The sequence below is a fragment of the Paraburkholderia nemoris genome, from assembly GCF_905221015.1.
GTDB lineage: Bacteria > Pseudomonadota > Gammaproteobacteria > Burkholderiales > Burkholderiaceae > Paraburkholderia > Paraburkholderia nemoris.
The window spans coordinates 139,929-165,774 of sequence record NZ_CAJNBO010000013.1; the positions used below are offsets into that span (position 1 = coordinate 139,929).

At 63.2% G+C, this 25,846-nt stretch carries 24 protein-coding genes; 17 read left to right on the top strand and 7 right to left on the bottom strand.

What is annotated here, in order from left to right:
• The first annotated feature begins 29 nt into the window (after positions 1-29).
• Positions 30-656, top strand: coding sequence for a glutathione S-transferase family protein (locus tag KHO33_RS21285; protein ID WP_200565987.1), 627 nt, complete (start codon positions 30-32; stop codon positions 654-656).
• Between the two features lie 123 nt (positions 657-779).
• A complete protein-coding gene (locus KHO33_RS21290) occupies positions 780-1,358 on the top strand; it encodes a Fur family transcriptional regulator (protein ID WP_200565988.1) in 579 nt (192 codons plus the stop codon).
• 113 nt (positions 1,359-1,471) lie between these two features.
• Here the strand turns inward: KHO33_RS21290 and KHO33_RS21295 are convergent, their stop codons facing one another.
• A complete protein-coding gene (locus tag KHO33_RS21295; RefSeq protein ID WP_054036498.1) occupies positions 1,472-1,984 on the bottom strand; it encodes a response regulator in 513 nt (170 codons plus the stop codon).
• Positions 1,985-2,473: 489 nt separating this feature from the next.
• Between KHO33_RS21295 and KHO33_RS21300 the strand changes: the two genes are divergently transcribed.
• Positions 2,474-3,196 (top strand): ribonuclease activity regulator RraA, encoded by a 723-nt coding sequence (locus KHO33_RS21300; RefSeq protein ID WP_200565989.1) that lies wholly within the window; start codon positions 2,474-2,476, stop codon positions 3,194-3,196.
• A 13-nt stretch (positions 3,197-3,209) separates the two neighbouring features.
• Here the strand turns inward: KHO33_RS21300 and KHO33_RS21305 are convergent, their stop codons facing one another.
• Positions 3,210-3,998, bottom strand: a complete 789-nt coding sequence (locus KHO33_RS21305) for a TetR/AcrR family transcriptional regulator (RefSeq protein WP_200565990.1) — start codon at positions 3,996-3,998, stop codon at positions 3,210-3,212.
• A 75-nt stretch (positions 3,999-4,073) separates the two neighbouring features.
• Between KHO33_RS21305 and KHO33_RS21310 the strand changes: the two genes are divergently transcribed.
• The 3 genes from KHO33_RS21310 to KHO33_RS21320 all read left to right on the top strand — a co-directional run bounded on the left by KHO33_RS21310 (position 4,074) and on the right by KHO33_RS21320 (position 8,381).
• Complete coding sequence (locus KHO33_RS21310) at positions 4,074-5,621, top strand: MDR family MFS transporter (protein WP_200565991.1); 1,548 nt, start codon at positions 4,074-4,076, stop codon at positions 5,619-5,621.
• Positions 5,622-6,059: 438 nt separating this feature from the next.
• Positions 6,060-7,058, top strand: coding sequence for a zinc ribbon domain-containing protein (locus tag KHO33_RS21315; protein ID WP_200565992.1), 999 nt, complete (start codon positions 6,060-6,062; stop codon positions 7,056-7,058).
• A gap of 249 nt (positions 7,059-7,307) precedes the next feature.
• Entirely contained in the window at positions 7,308-8,381 is a 1,074-nt protein-coding gene (locus KHO33_RS21320) for a TAXI family TRAP transporter solute-binding subunit (RefSeq protein WP_200565993.1), read from the top strand.
• Between the two features lie 22 nt (positions 8,382-8,403).
• On the opposite strand, the gene KHO33_RS21325 is transcribed toward KHO33_RS21320, so the two are convergent.
• Positions 8,404-9,843 carry an aminotransferase-like domain-containing protein gene (locus KHO33_RS21325; protein ID WP_200565994.1) on the bottom strand — a complete coding sequence of 480 codons (1,440 nt, stop codon included), beginning with the start codon at positions 9,841-9,843 and terminating at the stop codon, positions 8,404-8,406.
• Positions 9,844-9,959: 116 nt separating this feature from the next.
• Between KHO33_RS21325 and KHO33_RS21330 the strand changes: the two genes are divergently transcribed.
• Complete coding sequence (locus KHO33_RS21330; protein ID WP_200565995.1) at positions 9,960-10,847, top strand: DMT family transporter; 888 nt, start codon at positions 9,960-9,962, stop codon at positions 10,845-10,847.
• Positions 10,848-10,960: 113 nt separating this feature from the next.
• Entirely contained in the window at positions 10,961-11,878 is a 918-nt protein-coding gene (sapR, locus tag KHO33_RS21335) for a sap1 transcriptional regulator SapR (protein WP_200565996.1), read from the top strand.
• A 157-nt stretch (positions 11,879-12,035) separates the two neighbouring features.
• Here the strand turns inward: sapR and KHO33_RS21340 are convergent, their stop codons facing one another.
• The 4 genes from KHO33_RS21340 to KHO33_RS21355 are packed head-to-tail and all read right to left on the bottom strand — an operon-like array spanning position 12,036 to position 16,726.
• Positions 12,036-12,776, bottom strand: coding sequence for an ABC transporter ATP-binding protein (locus tag KHO33_RS21340; RefSeq protein WP_054036506.1), 741 nt, complete (start codon positions 12,774-12,776; stop codon positions 12,036-12,038).
• An 18-nt stretch (positions 12,777-12,794) separates the two neighbouring features.
• Entirely contained in the window at positions 12,795-13,637 is an 843-nt protein-coding gene (locus KHO33_RS21345) for an ABC transporter ATP-binding protein (protein WP_200565997.1), read from the bottom strand.
• Between the two features lie 10 nt (positions 13,638-13,647).
• On the bottom strand, positions 13,648-15,471 hold the full coding sequence (locus KHO33_RS21350) for an ABC transporter permease (RefSeq protein WP_200565998.1): 1,824 nt from the start codon (positions 15,469-15,471) through the stop codon (positions 13,648-13,650).
• Between the two features lie 58 nt (positions 15,472-15,529).
• Positions 15,530-16,726, bottom strand: coding sequence for an ABC transporter substrate-binding protein (locus KHO33_RS21355; protein WP_200565999.1), 1,197 nt, complete (start codon positions 16,724-16,726; stop codon positions 15,530-15,532).
• A gap of 350 nt (positions 16,727-17,076) precedes the next feature.
• On the opposite strand from KHO33_RS21355, the gene KHO33_RS21360 reads away from it, so the two are divergent.
• The 9 genes from KHO33_RS21360 (at position 17,077) to KHO33_RS21400 (ending at position 25,828) form a co-directional block, all read left to right on the top strand.
• Positions 17,077-18,063: a LysR family transcriptional regulator gene (locus tag KHO33_RS21360; protein WP_200566000.1), complete on the top strand. Its 987-nt coding sequence runs from the start codon at positions 17,077-17,079 to the stop codon at positions 18,061-18,063.
• Positions 18,060-19,550 carry an NAD(P)-binding domain-containing protein gene (locus KHO33_RS21365; protein WP_200566001.1) on the top strand — a complete coding sequence of 497 codons (1,491 nt, stop codon included), beginning with the start codon at positions 18,060-18,062 and terminating at the stop codon, positions 19,548-19,550. Before KHO33_RS21360 ends, KHO33_RS21365 begins: the two co-directional genes overlap by 4 nt.
• Positions 19,551-19,565: 15 nt before the next feature.
• On the top strand, positions 19,566-20,108 hold the full coding sequence (locus KHO33_RS21370; protein ID WP_200566002.1) for a CMD domain protein: 543 nt from the start codon (positions 19,566-19,568) through the stop codon (positions 20,106-20,108).
• Positions 20,105-20,716 carry a peroxidase-related enzyme gene (locus KHO33_RS21375; RefSeq protein ID WP_054036516.1) on the top strand — a complete coding sequence of 204 codons (612 nt, stop codon included), beginning with the start codon at positions 20,105-20,107 and terminating at the stop codon, positions 20,714-20,716. Before KHO33_RS21370 ends, KHO33_RS21375 begins: the two co-directional genes overlap by 4 nt.
• Before the next feature lie 55 nt (positions 20,717-20,771).
• Entirely contained in the window at positions 20,772-21,065 is a 294-nt protein-coding gene (locus KHO33_RS21380) for a hypothetical protein (protein WP_054036518.1), read from the top strand.
• A 224-nt stretch (positions 21,066-21,289) separates the two neighbouring features.
• Positions 21,290-21,892, top strand: a complete 603-nt coding sequence (locus tag KHO33_RS21385) for a GNAT family N-acetyltransferase (protein ID WP_200566003.1) — start codon at positions 21,290-21,292, stop codon at positions 21,890-21,892.
• 9 nt (positions 21,893-21,901) lie between these two features.
• Positions 21,902-22,768 (top strand): MerR family transcriptional regulator, encoded by an 867-nt coding sequence (locus KHO33_RS21390; protein WP_054036521.1) that lies wholly within the window; start codon positions 21,902-21,904, stop codon positions 22,766-22,768.
• A gap of 200 nt (positions 22,769-22,968) precedes the next feature.
• Positions 22,969-23,970: a sulfonate ABC transporter substrate-binding protein gene (locus tag KHO33_RS21395; protein WP_200566004.1), complete on the top strand. Its 1,002-nt coding sequence runs from the start codon at positions 22,969-22,971 to the stop codon at positions 23,968-23,970.
• 253 nt (positions 23,971-24,223) lie between these two features.
• Positions 24,224-25,828, top strand: coding sequence for a flavin-containing monooxygenase (locus tag KHO33_RS21400; protein ID WP_200566005.1), 1,605 nt, complete (start codon positions 24,224-24,226; stop codon positions 25,826-25,828).
• Positions 25,829-25,846: the final 18 nt, after the last annotated feature.

The following is a 25,846-nucleotide window of genomic DNA, read 5'->3' on the forward strand; positions in this document are numbered from 1 at the left end:
CCTGTCAATATAAAGAAAGGATTTGCCGGATGATCACGATCTGGGGACGCGCTAACTCGGTCAACGTACAGAAAGTCTTGTGGTGTTGCGACGAACTGGTGCTGCCGTACGAACGCATCGACGCGGGCCTGCAATTCGGCCGCAACAACGAGCCCGACTACCTGGCGATGAACCCGACCGGTAAAATTCCGACGCTGGTCGACGACGGCTTCGTGCTGTGGGAATCGAATTCGATCCTGCGCTATCTGGTGCTGCAATACGGCGCATCGAGCCTCCTCTATCCGTCCGAACCGAAACTGCGCTCCAGCATCGACCGTTGGCTCGACTGGTCGCTCACCACGCTGCAACCCGCGGAAAAACCGGTGTTCTGGGCCCTCGTGCGCACACCCGCCGCCGAGCGCGACGCCGCCAAGCTCGCTACCGACTTCGGCGCCGTCACGTTGCTGTGGCGGCTGCTGGATAACCATCTGCAAGGCCGCTTCTTCCTCGAAGGCGAAAAGTTCACGCTCGCCGATATCGTGATCGGCGCGTACGCGAAACGCTGGTTCGGGCTGGACGGCGTCGAACGCCCGCCATTGCCGAATCTGGAGCGTTGGTATTCGCGGCTTGCGACACGCCCGGGTTTCAAGAAATACATCGATTTCCCGCTGACTTGAACTATCTGGCGGCCGTTTGGCGGCTTCACGGGCGGCTTCGTGCCCTGCCGCGGCGTCCAGCCGCGACCGGCACGTACGCCGCACACCGGCACAGTGAAGCACGATGGCCTTTATAATCCACGCATGAAGACCGCCAAGCCCGCCGCGACCGCCGACAAAACCACGCCTGCCGCCTCCGCTCATCATCATGAGCCGGGGCACGTGCACAGTGGTCACGGGGAATCGCAGGAAGCCGCACTGACTCTCGCGGAAGAATATTGCCGCGAACGCGGCGAAAAACTCACGCCGATCCGCCGCAAAGTGCTCGAATTGCTGTTGAATTCCGGGCGCGCCACTAAAGCCTATTCGCTGCTCGACGACATGCGCCAGATCCATCCGGGCTCGGCGCCGCCTACGGTTTACCGGGCGCTGGATTTTCTGCTCTCCGCGGGGCTCGTGCACCGGATCGAATCGATCAATGCGTTTACCGTGTGCCACGACCTGACGCAATGCCAGCACGGCATTCTGGTGGTGTGCCAGCAATGCGGCAACGTCACCGAATTGCATCAGCCGAAGCTGCGCCAGGCGCTCGTCGCGCAAATCGAAGACGCGGGTTACCGCCTGGCGAGCGATGAAATCGAATTGAAGGGATTGTGTTCCGCCTGTCAGGCAGCGGAAGCGGCCAGCGCCAGCGCGGCCGCACCGGTCGTCGCCGCCAAATAACAGCGATACATGCAATCAGGTTTGCAGTCTGATTGCAGATCGTTTCGCCAGACGAAAGCTTGCCGCCGAAGATGCAACGGCAAGCAACCGCCCTTCGGCCGCGAGGCCGCTCCTCAGCCTGCCGCGCGAGCGTCGATCGCGTCGTGCAACAGTGTCACGAGGTCTTCCGGCAATGCCGGCTTGGTCATGAAATGCTGGAAGCCTTCGCCGATGCTGCGTAAGCGGTAAGCGTCGTCGGTGTGGCCCGTGAGCGCCACGGCCACCGAAGGCGCGTGGTCACCACGAATCTCGTGATCGCGCAGCCGCTGGATCAGATAAAAGCCGTCCATGGCCGGCAATTCGAGGTCGCACACCACGGCATCAGGCAACAGCCGCAGCGCCGCTTCGACGCCCTCTTCCGCATCCGCCACTGCGACGACATGCGCCCCTTCCGCCTCGAGTAACAAGGTCAGTGATTCCCGGCTATCCCGGTCGTCTTCGACGAGCACGATCGTGGCCTGATCGAGCCTCAATGCTCCGTTCATGTTCTGTTGTTGCTCTAAAAAACCGGTTAGGCCATCAGACTCGGCCAACGTACTACCCTGCTGTTTGCCGCCGATTTGCGCGGCTGCGATATTGCTGTTCATGGTTCCGACTCGATTTCATGCGTCGAGTTGCATGCAGGCCCGCGATTGTAAAACATGGCCTGGGCGCAACGCGTGCGCACAGTAACGCGCCAAAATTGCACGCCGATGAAAAACCGGCCCTCGGCTCCACTGCCCTGGCTGACCGATGCCGACACCCGATTCGCCGTGGCGGCTGCTGCAAACCCGCGTCCATCGCCTTGCCCGCCTCAGCGTCTGCTCTGACATTCATGTTCTATTGCGGCGCCGGCGCTGTTATGCCTCTCGCGCGGCGTTCAAATCCACTCCTCAGGTAGCACGTTGCGTGCCTCGCCAGATTCACCAGATTCGTCGTTACGTCAGCATGGTTGCGCGAGCCTGCCGCACGATCCGCGGCGGCGCTATGATCGTGTGCGCGAGATCGCAGCGGCTGCGTTACGTTCTGCCGCTGCGACGCAGCACGTCATCTGAGCGCCATCTCCCCGCCCCTAAAACCTGAGGCCGCCCGACACCATGTTCGATCTCGACTCCGCCACGCTCGAAACACTCCGTCATGTCAGTACCGCCACGCTGACCACCCAGTTGTTCAAGCGCGGCTTGCGCAATACGTTCATGCAGGGCGTTGCGCCGCTCGCCGCGCACAGTGGCGCGAATCTGGTCGGGCCGGCCTTCACGCTGCGCAATATTCCTTCGCGCGAAGACATCGACGTGCTCGAACTGTTTGCGGATCCCGAGTACGCACAGCGCAAATGTGTCGAGACCATTCCGGCCGGCCATGTGCTCGTGCAGGATTGCCGCGGTGAACGCAGCAGCGCCTCGTTCGGTTCGATCCTCTCGCTGCGGTTGCAGGTGCGCGGCGTAGCGGGCATGGTGTCCGACGGTCCGGTGCGCGACAGCACGACGATCGCCGCGCTCGGCATGCCGGTGTTTTGTGCCGGCGCAAGCGCACCGCCGAATCTGATCCGGCATCACGCGGTGGATATCAATGTGCCGATCGGCTGTGGCGGTGTCGCTGTGTTTCCCGGCGACGTGATCGTGGGCGATGCGGACGGCGTGGTGGTCATCCCGTTCAAAATGGCCGCCGAAGTTGCGCAAGCTGCCGCCGAGCAGGAGCAACTCGAAGTGTTTCTCACCGAGCGTATTCGTGAAGGCGCCGCCCTGCCCGGCACTTATCCGCCGAACGAAAAAACCAGGGCCGCGTACGAGGCGTGGCGGCAAAAACGCAGTTCTGAATGAGTCAGGCCGTGTGTCAGTCCACCTTGCCAGGACCGACGCCCTGCACCAGCAAGGCCACCGCATGCCGTGCGATCTCCTCGCTGCCGATGTTGCGCCGCGCGGGATCGTTACGCCACAGCTTCGAGGTGGCCAGCGGCAGAATCGTCATGCCCAGCAACGTGACGAACATCAGCGAGGGCTCCAGCCCGGCATTCAGGCGCCCCTCCTTTTGCCAGCGCGCGATGGCTAACAGCGACGCCTTCTGATTCGCGTCGCCGAACCGTTCATGCATGCGCTGGCGCAGCAGGCCGCCGTCGCTGATCACTTCACGCACCCACAGCGACGGAAACCACGGGTTGTCGCTCGCAGCCTTCACCAAACGCTGCGCGAGTTGCGTGATGGCCGCCACCGGATCGTCGGGATTTTCCTGAAACGGCACGCCCATCCCCGCGCGCAGCGGCGCAAAACGCTCATCGATCAGCACGTCGAGCAACTGATCGCGCGTCTTGAAGTAGTAATGCATCATCGCCGATGTGAAACCCGCCTCGCGGGCAATCTCGCCGAGCGTGGTGTCGACGATGCCCTGCCGTGCGAACAGGGCGAGCGCCGCGTCCAGCAGGCGGTTGCGCTGCTCAGGGCCGCGCGCCGAGCCCGAAGGCCTGCCCGGTCGCCGTGCGGGTGCGGACGGCGGTGCGGCAATTGAAGCGTCCGCAGAATCGCCCCCAGCGGCTGACGCCGGCTTCGAAAGCTTTCGCGCCTTCACGGCGGCCGTGCTGCGCGGCGGGCGTTTCACTTCCCGGTCATCTGACGGAATCCTTGCCATTGCATTCAATTTGACGAGTGACACAATGTCGCATATATTAATCTCCGAATTAATTAATTTCAACACTGTGGCGCCATGGACCAATCGACAACGACTCAACCCGCCGGGCTAACGCTGCCAGATGCGCAGTCAGATCCGCAGTCCGGCCCGCAGGCAAATGATCACCCGCCGATCCGCCTGCTGTTTCCGGCACTGCTGCTGGTCATGCTGCTCGCCGCGCTCGATCAGACGATCGTCTCGACCGCGCTGCCGACCATCGTCGGCGAACTCGGCGGCCTCAACAACCTCTCGTGGGTGGTGACCGCCTACCTGCTCAGCTCGACCATCGTCGTGCCGTTGTATGGCAAATTCGGCGATCTGTTCGGCCGCAAGATCGTGCTGCAAACGGCGATCGTCGTGTTCCTCGTCGGCTCCGCGCTATGCGGCGTCGCCCAGAACATGACCCAGTTGATCGTGCTGCGCGCGCTGCAGGGGCTCGGCGGGGGCGGTCTGCTAGTCGTGACGATGGCCGCCATCGCGGACGTGATTCCGCCGGCCGAGCGCGGCCGCTTCCAGGGCGTATTCGGCGGCGTGTTCGGTCTCGCGACGGTGGTCGGGCCCCTGCTCGGCGGCTTTCTCGTCGAGCACCTGTCATGGCGCTGGATTTTCTACATCAACCTGCCGCTCGGCCTCATCTCGCTGGCTGTGATCGGCGCGGTCTTCAAACCGCACGTGCGGCACGTAAAGCACACCATCGACTACATGGGCGCCGCGTTTCTCGCCGGCGCACTCACCGGCATCATCCTGTTCACGAGTCAGGGCGGCACGATCCTGCCGTGGTCGTCGCCGCAGTTGTGGTTCACGCTGGGGATGGGGCTGGTAGCGATCTGGGGCTTCATCCACGAAGAGCGCACTGCCGTCGAGCCGATCATGCCGCTCGAGCTCTTCAAACAGCGCACGTTTTTGCTGAGCAGTCTGATCGGCTTCATCATCGGCGTGTCGCTGTTCGGCTCGGTCACCTTCCTGCCGCTGTATCTGCAAGTGGTCAAGGGCTCGACACCCACGCAAGCCGGCATGCAGATGCTGCCGATGATGGGCGGTCTGTTCGTGATGTCGATGGTGACCGGACGTGTAATCAGCAAGATCGGCAAATACCGCATGTTTCCGATCGCCGGCACGTTTCTCGTGGCCGTCGCGATGTTGCTGCTCGCACGTCTGCAGATCAACACGCCCATTCGTGTGATGTATATCGACATGGGCATTCTCGGCTTCGGCCTCGGCATGGTGATGCAGGTGCTGATTCTCGCCGTGCAGAATACGGTCGAGTTCAAGCACATGGGTGTCGCCACGTCAGGCGCGACGCTGTTTCGCTCGATCGGCGGCTCGATCGGCGTGGCCGGTTTTGGCGCGGTGTTTTCGAACGGCCTTGCCGCGCGCCTGGAAAAACTGATTCCGGCCGACACCGAATTGCCGCACGCGCTCGGACCGGCAGCCATCCACCAGTTGCCTGAAGCCTTGCGCGACGACTATCTGCAAGCGTTTGCCGGTGCGTTGCACACGGTGTATCTCTCGGCGGCCTGCGTCGTCGTGCTGGCCTTTGCGCTCGCATGGCTTCTGAAGGATCATCCGCTGCGCAAGCACTGATTTTTGTATTCCGTTTGCAACAGGCGTTTTCTGCAAGCGCTTGATGACGAGGTCGAACGCCGCGCGCTTCGACCTCGTTCTGCTTTCATTGCCGCCATTTCGTCATGCCAATTCCGCCAGCGCGCCATCGTATCGACGCCTCTGCACCGCGATTGCGCAAACTGTGTAAAAAAAACCGTCAGCCTGTTCGTTCTGCCGACATATGCAGTGTTTCGTCGTACCTACAAATGTGCTCTAGCGCACATAAAGTAGGTGAGAACGTCGATTGACGTTCTCATTGAAACGCCACATATTGCAAGCAGCGGCACCGCAAGCTAGGACTTGCGTCCCTGGATTCTCCAGCGCATGTGGATCGTGGTTTCCGCGGACATTACTCCTGCCTCAACACGATCTGGAGCATGCCGTAACGGCATTGTTTTCCACAGGTGGGTCCACAGTATGTCCACCCAGACAATACTCGGCCATAGTTTCCCGACGCCCTGCAAACGCTGCGGCGGTGCGCTGTACCGGCAAGTCGACTATTGCCCGTATTGCGGCGCCGTGCATCCGCTTGACACCGGGCCGCACAAGCGTGTCGTGATTCCCGGCAGCCGCGCCAGCGCCATCAGCAAGACAGCGCAGAAAAACGGCTTCGATCCGACACAGCCGGCTGAAATCGACCTCGCCGCGCCGACTGCGGTCACCGACGAAGCCGCGCCTGTCGAGTCCCCGATAGAAGCGCCGGCACTCGTGCCTGAGGACGAGCCGATTCCGCCGCTCACCGATCTGAAGTATTCTGCGGACCGCAGCACATTCCCGATACGCCGGGTGCTGCTCGCAATCGTGGCGATTGGCGCAATCGGACTAGCGTATGTCGCCTTTACACTATTCAGCGACGACCACGAATCGCGGAACGGCAATACCGAGCAGACGGCGGACAATCCTCAGGATGCCAGAACGGCGACCGGCACGATTGCGCCGTACGCACCGGCTCAGCCAACGAATCAGGCCGCCGCGGTTAAGCCCGCTATCCCCAGCAATGCCGCCAAGGCAGCACCGGCAATCCTGGCCACGCCCGTCGCGCCGCCGTTGCCCCCAGAGCCTGTAAAACCAGCAGCGCCGCAGTTCCGCGATGCCGCACAAGCGCTGCAGGCAGCGCGTCTGGCCTTCCGCGCCAACGACCTCTCCGCGGCACAAGCGGCGCTTGGCACGGCGCAAACGCTGCAGCCCGGCAACGCCGACGCACAAAGCCTGTTGACCGAATTGAAGCCACTCGCCGCGCGCCGCGACGCCGCGTTGCAGGCCGCACAACTGTGTGCCTCGCAGCAGTCGTGGAGTTGCGCGCGCCAGCACGCCAATGAGGCGCTCGCGATCGACACCGGCAACGACACCGCGAAAACGATCCTTGCACGCGTGATTCACGAGACAGGTTGGGCACCGCTCAAGCCGCATGCGTAGACCGGCATTCCAGCGAGCTAAAAAGTTTGGATACCGAATTTACTGGCCGTTCGCACGATCGATTTGTCTGACTGACCGCATGAATCATGGCACGCCCGATTGCGCTGGCGTTTCGCGTGCCCTCTGCGCGGCAACAGACGGACATGGCGGGCGCCACGCATTGAACATGAGAAGGCAAGCCGGCTCACCGGTGCTTCGCGCGCGCCGATGCGAGAGGCAGTTAAACCCTGACCGATAGGTAGATAAACCATGCTGAAGAAACTTCTGGCGGGATGGCTGGGGCTGGCGCTGATGATCATGTCTTCGTTTGCAGGCGCGGAGGCTGCGCACTACAAGATCGTCACCGGCCCGGAACGCGGCACGTACATTCAGATCGGCCAGGATCTGTCGAAGTGGGTGGCGCAGCCGGCGGGCATCGACCTGGAAGTGATGGCGTCGAAGGGTTCGGCTGAAAATGTGCAGCGCATGCGCTTCGAGCCTGGCGTGAAGCTCGCGCTGGTGCAGTCCGATGTGTATCAGGCCTACATCGACATGGCCAACGCGGGCAATGCCGACGCGGGTACGACGATCCGGCCACTACGGCTTATCATGCCGCTCTACGACGAGGAAATTAACGTCGTGGTGCGCGCGGACTCGCCGATGAAAACCTTCGCCGACATCAAGGACAAGAGCATCAGCGTGGGCCTGCTCGGCAGCGGCACCGCGCAAACGGCCACGACCCTCTATCACCTGATGTTCGGACAGGCGATTCCCGAGCAGAACGTCCAGCACCTGAGCAACGAAGACGCGCTGGCCGCGTTGATCGTCAAGAAGGTGGACGTTGCGATCATCGTGGTCGGGCAGCCGGCGAAACTGTTCAACGACATGAATCCCGAGCTGCTGCAACAGATCCGCCCGCTGAAGGTTGATCCTAACGCGCCCGAAACCACCCGTGCGAAACAGACGTATTTTCCCACGACACTCCGCGCGACCAGCTATCCGAACTGGCTGAAGGAAGATGTCCCCACGCTAACGGTCAAGGCCTTTCTCGTCACGTACGATTACGGTCTGCGCGATACCGTCGGCAATCTGAATCACTTTGCGGACTCGCTCTGCGCCAACTTCGACAATCTGCAGGAGCATGGGCATCCGAAGTGGAAGCAGGTGAAACTCGAATTGCCGCCTCTCGTGCGCGGATGGAGATACTACGGGCCGGTGGAAAAACATCTGCGCGCGTGTCTTGCGAACAAGAGCGCGGCGATCAGCGCGACGGCCGCACAAGCCGCACAGAAACCGCGCTCCGCCTGCACGGATCAGGAGCGTTTGTTGTTGCTGTGCAAGTAAGGTTGCGTGGCGTGGCGCGCGCTCAGGCGTGCGCCTTCGACGCAGCCGACACGTCCATCGCCCGTTGCAGCGCTTCGTACACCTTCGGCCGGTTGCATTGCGACACGTTAAAGCGCAGGAAGCCGGCCGCCGATTGCGACGCGCTGAAAACATTGCCCGGCGCGAACACCACACTCTCAGCTAATGCGTGACGCGCGATATCGGCGGCGTCGAGCGCATCGGGCAAGCGCGCCCACACGAATATCCCGGCGCGTGGCCGCGTCCACACTTCAAGGCCGGCATAACCTAGCCGCCTGATCGTCTCCCCCATGGCGTCCGCCAGCTTCGCGCGCATCGATTCCAGATGCCGCCGGTAGGTGCCATCCACCAGCAAACGATGCACGACGCTCGCCGCGAGCTGGCCGTTGCCGAACGTGGTGGCCAGCTTCAGATCGACCAGCGGCTCGATCCATTCGCTGCGCGCCGCGATGTAACCGCAGCGCACGGCCGCGGACAAGGTCTTCGAAAAACTGCCGATCGAGACCACCCGCGCGAGACCGTCGAACGCTGCGAGACGCGGCGCGGGTTCGTCCTCGAAGTCGGCAAAGATATCGTCTTCGACGATCAACAGATTGTGCTCACCCGCCAGTTTCAGCAGCCGATGCGCAATGGCAGGCGCAAGCGTGGCGCCGGTCGGATTGTGGATCGCGGAATTGGTCACGTAGAGCCGCGGGCGGTGCTCGACCAGCGCCCGCTCGAATGCCGCCAGATCCGGACCGGACGGCGTATAAGGCACACCGACGATGCGGACGCGATGCGCGCGCAGCAGCGCCTGGAAGTTGAAGTAGCACGGATCGTCGATCAGAACCGTGTCGCCGGCTTCGAGCAGAAAGCGGCAGACGAGATCGAGCGCATGCGTGCCGCCGTCGGTCAGCAGGATCTGCTCGGGCGGCGCGTCCACGCCATGTTGCGCGAGCCGCCAGGCAAGTTGCTGACGCAACGCGGGTAGACCGAGCGGGCTCGCATAGTCGGCGAGCGGCGACTGCGGATCGCGCGCCACGGCACGCAACGCGCGGCGTACGCCGTCTTCCGGCAGCCATGAAGGCGGCATCCAGCCGCAACCCGGCTTGAGCACCTTCGCACCGGCCTCCAGCGACTGCCGCGTGAGCCACAGCGGATCGACCTCGCGATCCAGCCGAGGCCCGAGATCGGCGAGCGCAAGCGGCGGCGCATGGCCGGACACGAAAAAGCCGGAACCGCGCCGCGCCACGATCACCCCTTCCGCGACCAGCCGGTCATACGCTTCCACCACGGTCGACTTCGACACGCCGAGCGTCTCGGTCATCGCGCGGATCGAGGGCACGCGCGCACCCGGCATCAACGAACGGCTGGCGATGCGCTCGCGCAAGCTGTCCATCACCGTGCCGACCCGCGTGCCGGTTGGCGCGCCCAAGGCTGCCCGGTTGGTATCGCTTTCCGCCATCTGTACTGCTCCATGTTCGGTACAGTTTGTACGAATTGTACTGATCCGTAGCTTACCCTTTTCGGCTCGAAAGCGGATGCTGCAGGTTCCATTTTTAATGCGCATGGACTCTTTCGATGGACAAGACAACGAACGGCTGGGTGAGCGGCATGGTGGGCGTGTTGATTTTCAGCGGCTCGCTACCCGCCACCCGCATCGCCGTACAAGGCTTCGATCCGGTGTTTCTGACGATGGCGCGCGCTACGATCGCGGGCACGTTGGGGCTGCTGCTTCTGCTCGTGTTTCGCCAGGCCCGGCCCGCGAAGCGCGAGCTCGTGCCGCTGGTGATCGTCGCGCTCGGCGTGGTGGTCGGCTTTCCGCTTCTGACCGCTCTGGCGCTGCGCCACGTGAGCGCCGCGCACGCCGTGGTGTTCGTCGGGCTCCTGCCGCTGTCCACCGCGATCTTCGGCGTGCTGCGCGGCGGCGAACGCCCCCAGCCGGCGTTCTGGCTGTTCTCGGCGCTCGGCAGCGGCGCGGTGGTCGCGTTCGCCTTGCGCCACGGCCTTAACGCGTCGCCGCTCGGTGATGCGTTGATGCTCGCGGCGATCGTCGCCTGCGGCCTGGGTTATGCCGAAGGCGCGCGGCTGTCGCGTCATCTCGGCGGCTGGCAGGTGATTTCGTGGGCGCTGGTGCTGTCGCTGCCGGTGATGCTGCCGCTCGCCTGGTGGGCGCGGCCTGCATCGTTTGAAGGGGTGAGCCATGCGGCGCTGTGGGGACTCGCGTACGTGTCGCTTTTCAGCATGCTGATCGGCTTCGTGTTCTGGTATCGCGGACTGGCCTTAGGCGGGATCGCGGGGGTCGGGCAACTGCAATTGCTGCAGCCGTTCTTTGGTCTGCTGCTCGCCGGTTTGCTGCTGCACGAACAGGTACCGCTCGCAATGATCCTGGTGACCGTCGTGGTGGTCGCGTGTGTGGCGGGCGCGCGGCACTTCTCGCGAAGCGCGCCGGTGCGGCCGGCCGTCTGAAAGATGTATCGCCCGTGCGTGCGTTCCCTGATTTTCAGGACCGCGCGGGGTCGGTTGTCGGATGAATATGTCATCATCTCGATAATCGATCCACCACTCGCGCCGCGACTACGATGCCCACCGCATTTGCACAAACCGTCGAAGCCCGCTTTGCCAAACTCACGCCCACCTCCAAGCGCGTCGCCAGCTACATGCTGGCGAATCTCGACCGGCTTGGACTCGAGAACGCCGACCAGATTGCCCAGCAAGCCGGCACCAGCGGCATCTCAGTGGGCCGGTTCTTGCGCAGCATCGGCTACCAGAACCTCGATGACCTGAAGCGCGAATTGCGCGGCGCGCAGGAGCGCCCGTGGCTGATCACCGACCGGCTCGACGCCTTTCGCCGCGCCTCCGGCCAGCACGACGAAGCCACACCGGCCGCAAGCGGGCCCGATGTTGCCACCCCGGCTGCCAGCCCCGCCCCAAACCCCGCTCTCGCGCACTCGCTCGAACTCGAAATCGGCGCGATCCAGCATGTCTACCAGCTTGCGCAATCGCCGGTGTTTGCCCGCGTGGCCGAACGCATTTCGAACGCTGACGCCGTCTATATCCTCGGTATTCAGTCCACGCGCGGCATCAGCAACGCGTTCTACAGCTACCTGGAGTACATCCGTCCGCGCGTGTTCTATTCGGACGGGATGTCGGGCTCCTATGTCGATTCGCTGAACTCCGAGTTCAAGTCGCCGTATCTGATCGTCACCGATACGCGCGCCTATTCGATGATCGCGCGCCGCTATTGCGAAGCGGCCAGCCGCCGTGGGCTGCCCTTCGCGCTCGTCACCGACATTTACTGTCCGTGGGCGCGCGAATTCGACGGCGATCTTTTGCAGGTGAAGACCGATGTCGGTCAGTTCTGGGACTCGCTGGCGCCGCTCACGTGCCTGTTCAATCTGCTGATTTCGGCGATTGTCGAACGGCTCGGGCCGGGCATCGACGAGCGCGTTGCACGTAACCGCGAACTGCAGAGCGAGTTCGACCAGTTCGATCTTTGAATCCGCTTTGGCGAAACCACGGGATTGACGATCGGCTTACCGGCGGCCCCGGCCCTAAGCATGGCAAGCGCATGGTGCTGCGAGGCGCGATGCACGGGTGATCGAATCGGCAACCGCATAAGCCGTCCGCTGCGCTTGCGGTCGTGCGTTGATCGCATCAGGACGCCGTCGTCGCCGCGGCTTCTCCACCGAGATACGCATCACGTATCCGCTCATCACCGAGCAGCGACTCCGCCGTGCCTTCCAGCACGACGCGGCCGGTCTGCAACACATAGCCGTAATGCGCGATTTCCAGCGCGAGGCTGGCGTTCTGCTCGACCATGAAGAACGTCACGCCTTGCTTATTGATCGTGTCGATCAGTTCCAGCACCTTATCGACGTAGAGCGGCGACAAACCCATGGTGGGTTCGTCCATGCAGATCAATTTCGGCCGGCTCATCAGTGCGCGCGCCATGGCCAGCATCTGCTGTTCGCCGCCCGAGAGCGTGCCCGCCTTTTGCGCCAGGCGCTCTTTCACGCGAGGGAAAAGGCCCAGCACGCGCTCATAGTCTTCGTCGATCGCAACACGATCGCGCCGTGTATAGGCACCCATCAGCAGATTCTCACGCACCGTCATGTCGCCGAACAGCCGCCGCGCCTCGGGTACGGACCCAACACCGCGCCGCACGATCTGCGGCGTACTGAGTCCTGTGATCGCCTCACCTTCGAATGTCACGCTGCCGGAGCGAGGCTTGTGCAAACCGAGAATCAGCTTCATCGTGGTCGATTTGCCGCTCGCGTTGCCGCCGAGCAAACTCACGATCTGCCCGCGCCGCACTTGAAAATTGACGTCGAAATGCACCTGCACGGGACCGTAAAACGTCTCGATGTGTTCGAGTTTCAGTAGAGCGTCGCTCATCGTCGATGTTCCAGAAGTTCAGGCCGCGACGCGCACAGCCGCCGCGCCGCCGACATTGCGATGGCCCAGATACGCCTCGATCACGCGCGGATCGTTGCGCACGTCGCGCGGCAACCCTTCGGCGATTTTGCCGCCGTTGTCGAGCACGATCACGCGATCCGATAGCCGCATCACCATGTCGAGCTTGTGTTCGATCAGCAGGATGGTCAGCCCGCGCGCTTTCAGTTGCTGGATCAGCACCAGCATTTCGGCGGTTTCGGACTCGTTCATGCCGGCCGTCGGCTCGTCGAGCAGCAGGATGCGCGGATGCAAGGCAAGCGCGCGGGCGATCTCGACGCGCCGGCGGTTCGCATACGACAGGCTGTGCGCCGGATGATCGATACGCGGCGCGAGGCGCTCGCCGAACCCGGCGATGATCTCGCGCACTTCATCACGCAACGCCGCGTCTTCACGCCGGACCGAAGCGGGTCCGATCAGTGCGCGCGCGACTTCGGCGATGGCGCCGACAATCGGCCAACCCGTGCGGGTAGCGCGCAAACGTGCATGCGCGCCGATCAAGACGTTGTCGAGCACGCTCAGATTGCCGAACACGCGGCCATGTTGAAACGTGCGCGCAAGTCCGAGCGCGGCGAGCTTTTCCGGTCGCACGCCGGTGATGTCGCGGCCGTCGAATTGCACGCTGCCTGCGTCCGGCGTATCGAGCCCGGTGATCAGATTGAACAGCGTCGACTTGCCCGCGCCGTTCGGCCCGATCACGCTGACGAGTTCGCCTTCCGCAATCGAAAGATCGACGCCGTTCACCGCGGTCAATCCGCCGAAGCGCCGTGTCACGCCGCGCACGTCGAGAAGAGTCTGTGTCATGTGCGCTCCGTCATACCGTTCCCAGCAAACCCTGCGGCCTGAACCGCACCAGCAGCAGCAACACCAGGCCGTAGATCAGCATCCGATAGTCGGCGGCCCAGCGGAAAATCTCCGGCAAGCCGATCAGCGCGGCCGCGCCGACGATGCCGCCCAGCACATTACCGAGCCCGCCGAGAATCACCATCGTCAGGGCGAGGATGGAGACTTGCGAGTCGAAGGTCTGGTTGTTGATGTAGCTATACAGATGCGCCGCAATCCCGCCGCTGATCCCGGCAGCCAGCCCGCCGAACGCAAACGCGATCGCCTTGTAGCGGTTCGGGCGAATGCCGTGCGAGCGCGCGGCGACTTCGTCTTCGCGAATCGCCCGCAGCGTCCGACCCAGATGTGAGCTCAACAGCCGCGTTTGCAAAAGCGCCAGCACGATCAGCACGCCCAGCGCGAACCAGTAGATCGCGCGAGCGCTATCGGGCGTCCAGCCGAACACCGACAACGGCGCAATGCCCGCGATGCCGAGTGGGCCGCGCGTCAGACTGTCCCAGTTGAGGATCACGAGACTCACCACTTCGCCGATGCCGAGCGTCGCAATCGACACGTAGTGGCCGCGCAACCGGAACGCCGGATAGACCAGCAGCGTGCCCAGCGCGGCGGTGATCAGGCCGGCGCAGAAGATCGTCACGACGGGTGACCAGCCGAGATTCGTCGACAGCAACGCAGAGGCGTATGCGCCGATCACCAGCAACGCAGCATGACCAAGCGAAATCTGTCCAACCGTACCCGCCACCAGCGTCAGGCTCAACGCCAACATTCCGTACAGCCAGGCATTGGTGAGTGTTTGCAGGAGATAGGACGAACTGGCGACGAACGGCAGCGCAACCGCAGCCAGTGCCAACGCGATCACCACAGCGCGTGGCACTTTCACCGCTTTGCCCGCGGACAGGAACGTGCCCGTCATCGGCTCGGGCGGCAAACGGCGGCTGCCGCTAAAGAGTCCATTGGGACGCCACACCAGAAACAGCAACAGCAAAACGAACGCGAACAGATCGCGGTAACTGGTGCCGAAGATCGCCACGCCATAACTCTCGACCAGACCCAGCAGCAAGCTGCCGACAATCGCGCCCGGCACGTTGCCCAGACCGCCGATCAGCAACGCCACCACGCCCTTCAGCGTGGCCTGGAAACCCATCGCCGGATCGATGCTGTTGTAGTACATGCCGACCAGCAAGCCGCTCACGCCGCCGAGCGCGCACGCAATCGCAAACACCGCCTGATTGACGCCGTTGACGTTGACGCCCATCTGCTGCGCCGCGTCCCGGTCTTGCGCGGTAGCGCGTACGGCCCAGCCGAGGCGCGTGAAACGCAGGAACACATAGAGCACGGCAGCCGCCGTCACGCCGATGCCTGCGATCAGCAGATCCAGCGAGCCGATCGTTGCGCCGCCGAGGCGAAAGTGCCAATCGGGCAGCGTGCTAGGCACCGGCCGCGGATCGGCGCCGAACAGCAACTGCGCGCATTGATCGAGCACGAAGCTGATACCGATCGTCGCGAGTAGCGGCGCGATGCGCGCAGCACCCTGCAGCGGCCGCAAGCCGATGCGCTCGATCGCGATGCCCAGCAGCCCGCAGCCGACCACCACCGCCAGCAAGGCCAGCGGCAACGGCAAACCGAGCCGCGTCAGGCACAACCAGCCGATGAAGCTGCCGATCATGTACACCGAGCCGTGCGCAAAGTTGATCAGATGCGACACGCCGAAAATCAGCGCGAGGCCAACCGCCAGCAATGCATAGATATTGCCGACGATCAGTCCGTTGATCGTGTAGTCCAGCCATGAAGCCATAGCATTCAGATCCGGTGAGAAGCAGACACGTGAGCGTTGCTTGTGCGTTGCCCAGGCGTTATTTCGATGCGACCAGCGGCTTGGAACCATCCCATTGCTGGAACTGATTGTCCTTGACGACCAGGTACACGCTGCGCGCGCCGGCCACACGGCGCGTCTGCGGATCGAACTGCACCTTGCCGAAAATCAGGCTCGGCACGTCCTTGATCTGCTTCAGGCCGTCATGCACTGCCTGACGGGTCACGCCGTAGCGGCGCATGACTTCCGCCGAGACGATCATCGCGTCGTAAGCGCGCGCGGCGAAGGTATCGGGCTCGCCGCTGTACTTCGCGCGATAACGCTGCACGAAGTCCTGTACTTCAGGCCGCTTGTCGCCGGGGAAAAAATTCGATTCGGTGAATACGCCGTTCACGGCCTCGCCGCCGAGTTCGAGAAACTTCGGCGAATAAACCGAGCCCACTGCCGCGATTGGTTGCGTCAAACCCGACGAACGCGCCTGGCGCACGATTTGCGCGCCGTCTGCGTAGTACGAGATCAGCACGAGCGAATCGGGCTTCGCTTCGTTCACACGCACCAGCGTCGCGCGGAAATCCTTTTCGGTCGGCTGATAGCCTTCCGCCGCGACAACCTGCGCGCCATCCTGCGCGGCGGCTTTCGCGAAAATGTCCTTGCTGGTGCGGCCCCAGTCGGTATTCAGATAGAGCACGGCAATGCGCTTGAAGCCGAGTTCTTTCGTCGCGTAGTGCGCGAGCAGCGGCTGCTCTTCGGCTTGACTCAGTGCGGTGCTCCACATGTAGTCGCCACCCTTGGTGAAGTCGGGGTGTGAATTGGTGAAGCCGAATTGCACGAGTTGTGCCCGCTGATAAATCGGCGAGGCCGCCATCGAGGTCGTGCTCGACAGGTCACCCAGCTCCAGCAGAATGCGCGGATCGCCAACGAACTTCTGCGCGATCGACACGGCCTGGCGCGGGTCGCCACGGCTGTCCTCGAAGTCGTAGGCAAGCGGGCGGCCCTTGATGCCGCCCTGGCTGTTGATCTGCTCCAGCGCGAGATCGAAGCCACGCTTCCACTGTGTGCCGTATTGCGCGTCCTGTCCGGTCAACGGTCCGCTCACGCCGATGAGATACGGCTCGCCCGTCGCGGCGCCGGCGTAGGCCGCCGAGGTCGCTGCGACGCCCACTACTGCTGCGAGCACCGGCAGCGTTTTCAGCCAGCGTGACCAGTTGGTCCGCGACGATTTGGATACGTGTTTCATGTTTGCCCCGCCTGTCAGCTTCAAAGTGGGGCCATGTAACCACGGTGAATTCCGGCGAACCAACGAAGTTTTGGGAATATGGTTATCACGTTGGAGAGGATGCCTCCGCTCGCTCACGACAACGCGACGAGCACCTGTTCACCCCCATGCGCAGGCACACCGAGGTATCTCACTGACGCAATTGATTTTTCTCTCTTCCGACACGCGCCATATGAAACAGAATCCGCGGCGCCACGCCCTCGCCCGCGAATCCGCTTCGCATTTTTTCGGCTGTCGATATCGGAATTCATTATATAAATCCCGCATTCAGACGACCCTACAATGCGCAGACCGAATTGCCAGGGCGAGTCATGGAGCTGCATCAACTCGAAGCATTTTCGGCGGTTATGTCCGCCGGCAGCATCACCGGCGCGGGACGTCTGCTCGAACGCTCGCAGCCGGCCGTCACGCGTCAGATTCAGGAGCTCGAGGCCGATCTCGGCTATGCGCTGTTCAATCGCAACGGTCCGCGTGTGACGCCGACGCATCGCGCGTTTCTGCTTTACGAAGAAGTCGAGCGTTCGCTGATCGGGCTGAAGACCATCGAGCAACGGGCGCGCGCCATCGGCCTCGACGAAGCAGAACCATTGCGCGTGGCGGCCACGCCCGCGCTGGCGGCGTCGATCGTGCCGCCCGCCATCGCCTCGCTGCCGCCGCTCGGCCATGCCCCGCAATTCCAGTTACGCAGTTTGTCGGCGGAACACGTCGTGCATGAAGTGCTGACCCGTACCGCGGATATCGGTCTGGTGACGCTTCCGATTGGGCATGCGGGCCTCGACATCCACTGGATCGCCGAAGCGCCCTGCGTGGCGCTCGTGCAGAGCGGCGACCCGCTCGCCACGCAGCCGAGCATTGCACTGCGCGATCTGGCAGACCGGCGCATCGTCACCGTGGCGAACAGGTTTCGACTCCGGCATCGGATCGACGCAGCGTTCGCGGCTGCACGTATTTCCGCCGACGTGTTTCTCGAAACCAATTCATCGTTAAACGCTGTGATGGCCGCTCGCGCGGGCGCCGGTGTCGCGATCGTGGATCCGGCCACCGGACTCGGTCTGTCTATCGAAGGTGTAACGGCGCGGCCGCTCGACTGCGCGATTCCGTTCTTCTTCGGCGTCGTGACGCCCGCAGGCAAACCACGCCGCGCGGCCGTCGACGCATTGCTGCGAGCCATCGAGCACGCGACCCGCGAGCTGCTCGAAGGCGTGGTGCTGCATCCCGCCCAGCAACACGACGCACTGCTACAGCGCGAAACGCGCGTCTCCCGTGCGCGCACCAAACACCCGGAACACACAGCATGAATCGCCTTGCCGTACTCGAAGCCCGCTTGCGTGAAGATCTGCGCTGGCTGGAATTACCCGCACCCTCGTGGGTCCCGCCGCGTTTCGCCGATGCTGAACGCGTGCTCGATGTCGCCGTGATCGGCGGCGGCATGGCGGGCCTCACCGCAGCGGCGGAACTGCGCTGGCTCGGCATCGACAATCTGCAGGTGTTCGACCGCGCGCCATCAGGATGCGAAGGCCCATGGGTATCGTTCGCGCGAATGGAAACGCTGCGCTCGCCCAAGCAACTCACGGGGCCCGCCCTGCGCATGCCGGCTCTCACGTTTCGCGCGTGGTACGAAGCGCAATTCGGCGGCGCCGCGTGGGATGCGCTCTACAAAATTCCGCGAACACAGTGGATGGACTATTTGCGCTGGTATCGCGAGGTGCTCGATCTGCCGGTGCAAAACGACACCACGTTGACCTCGCTGCGTCCGCGCGACGATGGCCTGCTTGAACTCGATCTCGCTGATGGGAGTGGGCAGCGCACGGTGCTCGCACGGCATGTCGTGCTCGCCACCGGACGCGACGGCTTGGGCGGTCCATCCGTACCAGCTATCGCCAATACGGTTGCACGCCGCTACTGGGCGCACTCCGCGGATGCAATCGATTTCGCAGGATTGGCCGGCAAGCGTGTCGGTGTCGTCGGCGCGGGTGCGTCTGCCTTCGACAATGCCGCAACCGCGCTCGAAGCGGGTGCGGCGAGCGTCGATCTGTTTATCCGCCGTGACGATATTCCGCGCGTGAACAAGCTGACGGGCATCGGCAGTCCGGGGCTCGTGCACGGTTTCGCCGATCTCGACGACGCGTCCAAATGGCGTTTCCTCCATTACGCACAGACTGAGCAAACACCGCCGCCAAGAGACAGCGTGCTGCGGGTTTCACGGCATGAGGGCGCTCGCTTTCACGTCGGCAGCCCGCTTGTTGCGCTCGATGAACTCGACGGCGCGCTCGCGGTAACGACGCCGAAAGGCCGCTACGTAGTCGACTTTCTGATCTTCGCGACCGGCTTTCATTCGGATATCGCCACGCGTGCCGAATTCGCACCGTTCGCCCGCTTTGTGCGGCGCTGGAAAGACCGCTATCAAGCGGACCCGTCGCTGCCTTCGTACGAACTGGCCGAGTCGCCGGATCTCGGCGCCGCGTTCGCGTTTCAGGAGCGCGAGCCCGGCACGTGTGCCGCGCTGACGCAGATCCATTGCTTCAATCATGCAGCGAGCCTCAGCCACGGCAAGCTCTCCGGCGACATCCCCGCGATCAGCGAAGGCGCGCAGCGTCTGGCGCGCGGTATCGCAAGCCGCCTGTTCGACGCGGATCGCGAGCGGCACTACCAGGCGCTGCTTGCCTTCGACACGGCTGAGCTGCGCGGGGACGAATGGAGCGATGCGGATGCATCGTCCGACACTTCGCGCGCTCGCCTGCAAGCAGAGAACGCAGCTGAAAACACCGCTGAAAACACCGATTAACCCGCCGGAGCAGACATGACCGACCTCGCTTCACCGACTCAAGCCGCAACGCCCTCTGGCGCTGACACCATCGACACCCTCGCCGGCCTGCAAGCCGGCAGTCCGCTCGCCGCAATCCGCCATGCCCGCGACAAAGTCGCGCTGCACACGCAACGCAGCGAAGACGCGTTATTCGATCCGGCGTTGCCCGACCTGTCGCTGCAGGAACGTTTGTTTGCCGCGTGGTATGCCGCGCGCCTCTCGCTCGCCAACGACCTCGCCGACACCTACACAGCGAAGCTCATCACCATTGGCGCACAGCCGACCACACTCGACGCAATCGAAGCGGGCACGCTCGACCCCGCCGCCGACGCTCGCCTGATCGCAATCCTCTCGCACGTCAAGCTGCTGACGATCAAGCCAGTCGAAGCACGCCCCGAGCATTTGCAAACGCTGCAGCAGGCCGGCATCACGACGCGCGGTATCGTCGCGTTGTCGCAACTGATTGCGTTCGTCACTTATCAATTGCGCGTGGTAGCGGGCCTGAAGGCATTGCGCGCCGCACAGGAGGCAGCATGAGTCAGGTGGACACCAGTGCATCGCCGGCTGACCGGCTCAACGGCTTCACCTTCGATACGCTCGGCTGGCGCGCGTGGCTCGACACGGTCAGCCTCGCTGGCGCCACACTGGAGCAGATTGCCGTGCTCGAAGAGAGCCATCCGCACGCCAAGACCTCCGACTACTATCTGCTGCTGGTCCAACAGGCGGAAATTCTTCGGCAGCGCTCCGGAGTCTTCAACGCGATCATGTATGCGCCAGGTGGCCTGCCGCGCGCCGAGCGTGAACTCGCCAGCACCGTGGTGTCGCGCGTGAACGGCTGCGTGTACTGCGCTTCGGTGCATGCACAACGATTCGGCCAACTCGCGAAGCGGACCGACGCGATCGAACAGGTTTTTGAAGACCCGTCGAGTGCAGGCACTACGGAGCGCGAGCGCGCGATCATCCAGTACGCGATCGAACTGACCGATCACCCTGAAAACGTTGACGCCGCCGCCATCAAGCGGCTAGAAGCCAACGGCCTGACGGATGCGGAGATCCTCGACCTGACTCACGCTATCGCGATCTTCGCCTGGGCCAACCGGCTGATGCTCACGCTTGGAGAACCGGTGTTTCCGCATGCCGAATAGGCCACCGGTCGCATTGCGGTATCCTCACGGGCTCGTTCAGAAGGAGGATGCATTCATGAAGTTTTCGATTTGCGTGGCGGTTGCCGCCCTGACGCTGACCGCCACCGCCTACGCGCAAACCTCTCAAACCTTTCGCTTCGGCGAAGGCCAGAGCTCGCTGCCGTCCGGCAATGCCCATCCGGCACCCGCGCCCGGCGCCCAGGCCCAACAGCCGCAACCTGTGCAAGCCCAGCCGCAACAGCAACCGGCGGAACAGGCTCCGGCCAAGGCCAAGCCGAAGCACAAGGCAAAACATCACCGGCATCATCGCGGGCATGTGACGCAGCCGGATACGTACTCGCATAGCTGATCGGCGAAACGCATGCCACGCGCATGCGTCTTCGCGACGAAAATCCGTAGCGCCCGGCGCGGCCGCATGGCCGGGCGCTGCGCGCCATCCCTCGATCACGCCGCTCACCTATGCATACGCGGATACTGCCTATAGGTCGCGGCGATTTTTGATTCGCTTCAAATTCTCGCCCGCGGCGGGCATAGTGAAACGTATCCTCAGACTCACTGCCGACAGGACCACGTATGAGCACCACCCGCCCCGCGCCCTCCTCGCCCCATTCAGCCGATTCCACTGCCACCCCGCTGTCCACCGCGCCCTTGATCCGCGATGCCACCGAAGCCGATCTGCCCGCAATCCAGGCGATCTACGCGCACCACGTACTGACCGGCGTCGCTTCGTTCGAAGAAATCCCGCCTTCCGTCGACGACTTGCGCACGCGGCTCGCGTCGGTACGTAGTCACGGCCTGCCGTACATGGTGGCCGAGATCGACGGCGAAGTCGCCGGCTATTGTTACGCGACGCCGTACCGGCCGCGCCCTGCCTATCGCAACACGATCGAAGATTCGATCTATGTGAACGACGCCTATCGCGGGCGCGGCCTGGGACGCGTGCTATTGCAGGCGCTGATCGAGCGCTGCGAAACCGGACCGTGGCGGCAAATGGTTGCCGTAATCGCCGACGGCGGCAGCGGCGGTTCGTTATCGCTGCATACGCAGTTAGGCTTCGAATTGACCGGCACGTTGAAGGCGGTCGGCTTCAAGCACGGCCGGTGGCTCGACACCACACTGATGCAGCGAACGTTGGGCGTGGGCGATTCGACCGTGCCGGATGACGTGGCGCGTTAAAATCCCCCCATGCCCAAAACGCCGCCCCCCATTTCGCCCTCGTCCGACGCCCCGAGCGTCCCGGCAAGCGCTACGCCGCGCAACGAATACACGGTCGACGAACTCGCGCGCGTGAGCGACACCACCGTGCGCAACGTGCGCGCCTATCAGGACCGCGGCCTGCTCGAGCCGCCGGAAAAGCGCGGCCGCGTCGGCGTCTATGACGACACGCATGTCTCGCGTCTGAAGCTGATCAACCACCTGCTCACGCGCGGCTACACGCTCGCGAACATCCAGGATCTGATCATGGCCGTCGACGAAGGCCACGATCTGCGTTCGATCCTCGGCCTTGAAACCGCGATCGGCAGCCGCTGGTCGCGCGAACGGCCGAAAAAATACTCGCTGCTCGAACTGCTGCAAATGTTCGGCGACAAAGCATCGCCGAGCGCCTTGGGCAAAGCGGTCGATCTGGGTTTGCTGGAGCGCGACGGTCTCTCCTTCGTGTCCGGCAGCCCAACGGCGCTGGCCGCCGGCGCGACCATGGCCAAGGAAGGCATTCCGCTCGCCGACCTGCTCGACGCCGTGGGTATCGCCAGACCGCATTTCAATGCGGTCGCCAAGGCGCTGGTCGATCTGGTGGTCCGTCAACTGGATCGCTATGACGCCGACGCCCTGCCGCCGCCCGCCGATGTGCCCGCCCTGGTTGACGCGATCTGGCGGGTGCGGCCGCTAGCGATGGTGCTGGTGGAAAGCGAAATGAACCGCGCGCTGGAAGAAGCCTCCGGCGATTATCTCGGCGACCGCGTCGCGGCGATCATGGAAAAGAAGCTGGGTCACGCGCCCGAAGGCACGGCGGCCGAGCGCGCCGCGGCAAAGAAAGACAAACCCAAAAAATAGCGTTGCACGCGGCCATTTGCTCGCGCTAGCGGCGCTGTTCGCGGGCGCGGCGAGAGCGCTCCCTTTCAGCGCGCAAGCAGGCACTTTCATGCCCCCGCCGTTCGCGCGCGCGTGATATTCAAATCTGCATTGCTTCGTTTGATCGGCGGAACGTCCATGCGACGATCTTCGACTAATCGAACGCAATGGAGATTTGCAGCATGTCCCGTCACACCCGTATTTCGCTCCACGTCGCCGCTGCGTTGCTGGCGGCGCTCACCACATTCAGCGCGACCGCGCAGAGCACCAGTAATGGCAACGGCAGCGAGCCGGCCAACGTGCTGCGCATCGGCTATCAGAAGTCGGGCTTGCTCGCGATCCTCAAGGCGCAAGGCTCGCTCGACGAAAAGCTCAAGCCGCTCGGCTATAGCATCAAGTGGTTCGAATTCCCGGCCGGCCCGCAACTGCTCGAAGCGCTGAACGCGAACAGCGTCGACTTCGGCTATACCGGCGCGCCGCCGCCCGTGTTCGCCCAGGCTGGTGGCGTGCGCTTCGTGTATGTCGGCGCGGAGCCGTCAGGGCGTCATGCCGAAGCGATTCTGGTCAAAAGCGATTCGACGCTGCGTAGCGTCGCCGAACTGAAAGGCAAGCGCGTCGCGCTGCAGAAGGGTTCGAGCTCGAACTATCTGTTGCTCGAAGCACTCAAGAAAGCGGGCCTGCGTTATGAGGACATCCGGCCGGTGTATCTCGCTCCCGCCGATGCGCGAGCCGCATTCGAGAGCGGCACCGTCGATGCATGGGTCATCTGGGATCCGTACTACGCGTCTGCGCAGCAGGCGCTGAAAGCGCGCACGCTTGTGGACTATTCGGAGCTCAACAGCCCTTACAACTTCTATGAAGCCACGCGCGACTTTGCGCAGCAGCATCCGGATGTGATCGGTGCGATTCTTGGACAGTTGCGCACCACCGGCCTATGGGTGAATGACCATCCGGTGGAAACTGCCGCGCTGATCGCGCCGAAGGTCGGCCTCGATCAGAAGCTGGTTGAAACCTGGGTGCGCCGTTATCCGTACGGCACCACCGCCGTGACCGACGAGATCGTGCGCTCACAGCAGGTTGTCGCGGATGCGTTCTACGGCGCGCATCTGATTCCGCAGAAAATCACAGTGAAGGACAACGTCTGGCAGAACCGCGAGGTGACTGCGGCTTTGGCCGCGAAGTGAAGCGGCAGCGGGCTGGCGTGCTGCCGCGCCGCGCGCCTCCTTGCGCATAGCCCGCGTCGCCAGGAACAGCAGCGGACCCGCGGGTCCGCTTTTTTACGCCTGATACTTTCATCTTTATTTCACATTGCGAAAAATTCTAAGGCCGGTCTTAGAGCCCAGGGTCTAACAGCCCACTTGCGTCATCCGTTGACAGCCTCTATTGTTACATCACTCAATGTAACAGTTAAGAGCGAACAACAAGGAGACGGATCGGATGAACGCACGCATGATGCCCCCCGACAACGCGGCGCCCAACGCATCCGCGCCCGTCGATACCGATATCGCCATCATCGGTTCCGGCTTTGCCGGCCTCGGCATGGCAATCCGCCTGCGGCAAGCCGGCATGACCGATTTCATCATCGCCGAAAAGGCCGAGTCGGTCGGCGGCACCTGGCGCGACAACCACTACCCCGGTTGTGCCTGCGACGTGCAATCCCATGTCTATTCGTTCTCCTTCGCCCCAAATCCGCGCTGGACCCGCATGTTCGCGCGTCAGCCGGAAATTCGCGCCTATCTGGAAGAATGCACGCAACGCTTCGGCATCCAGCGTCATCTGCGCTTCGGCCATGAACTGGCCTCCGCGATCTACGACGAAACCCGCCATCGCTGGCAACTGACGTTCGCAAACGGCCAGCAATGGTCTGCGCGCGTGCTGATCTCGGGGATGGGCGGACTCTCGCGCGCGGCCCTGCCGAACATTCCCGGCATCGAAACATTCAAGGGTAAAGCGTTCCACTCACAGCACTGGGACCACACGTATCCGCTCGAAGGCAAACGCGTCGCGGTGATCGGCACCGGGGCGAGCGCGATCCAGTTCGTGCCGCAGATCGCGCCGCGCGTCTCGCATCTGAACCTGTTCCAGCGCACGCCGCCGTGGATCATGCCCAAGGCCGACCGCGCGGTGAAGCCGTTCGAACAGTGGTTATTCAAGCATCTGCCGTTCACGCAGAAGATCATGCGTTCGGCGCTCTACTGCATGCTCGAATCGCGCGCCTTCGGCTTTGCGATTCATCCTTCGTTGATGAAGACCGCGCAGAAGGTCGCGGAGCGCCATCTGCGCCGCCAGGTGCCCGATCCGCAATTGCGCGCCACGCTCACGCCGAACTACACGATGGGCTGCAAGCGCATCCTGATCTCGAACGACTACTTCCCGGCGCTGTCGCGCCAGAACGTATCGGTGACGACTACCGGAATCGCCCGGGTCGAAGAAGATGCGGTGATCACGACCGACGGCGCGCGTCATCCGGCCGATTGCCTGATCTTCGGCACCGGCTTTCAGGTGGCCGATCCGTTTCCGGCGGGCGTGGTGCGTGGCCGTGGCGGCGTCGATATCGTCGATACATGGCGCGATGGTGCGCATGCGTATCTCGGTACAACACTGCCTGGTTATCCGAATTTCTTCATGATCGTCGGCCCGAACACCGGCCTCGGTCACAACTCGATGGTGTTCATGATCGAGTCGCAGGTCGAATACGTGCTGCGCGCGCTGAAGACGATGAACGCGGAACGCGCCGATGCGATCGAAGTGCGCCCGCAGGTCGAGCGCGCCTACAACGAACAGATCCAGCAGAAACTCGGCCGCGCAATCTGGTCGACGGGCGGCTGCAAGAGCTGGTATCTCGATCCGAAGACCGGCAAGAACACCACGCTGTGGCCAGGATTCGCCTACAAATTCCGCCAGGCGACCAGCACCTTCAGCATGGGCGATTACCTCGCGTATTCGCCCGCGGTGCAGCCGCTGAGTGGACATGGCAGCTCACAGCAACAGCCTGTGCATGCACATGGCAACGCAACCGCGACATCCGCCGAAGCAACCTGAAAAAACATAACGACAAGG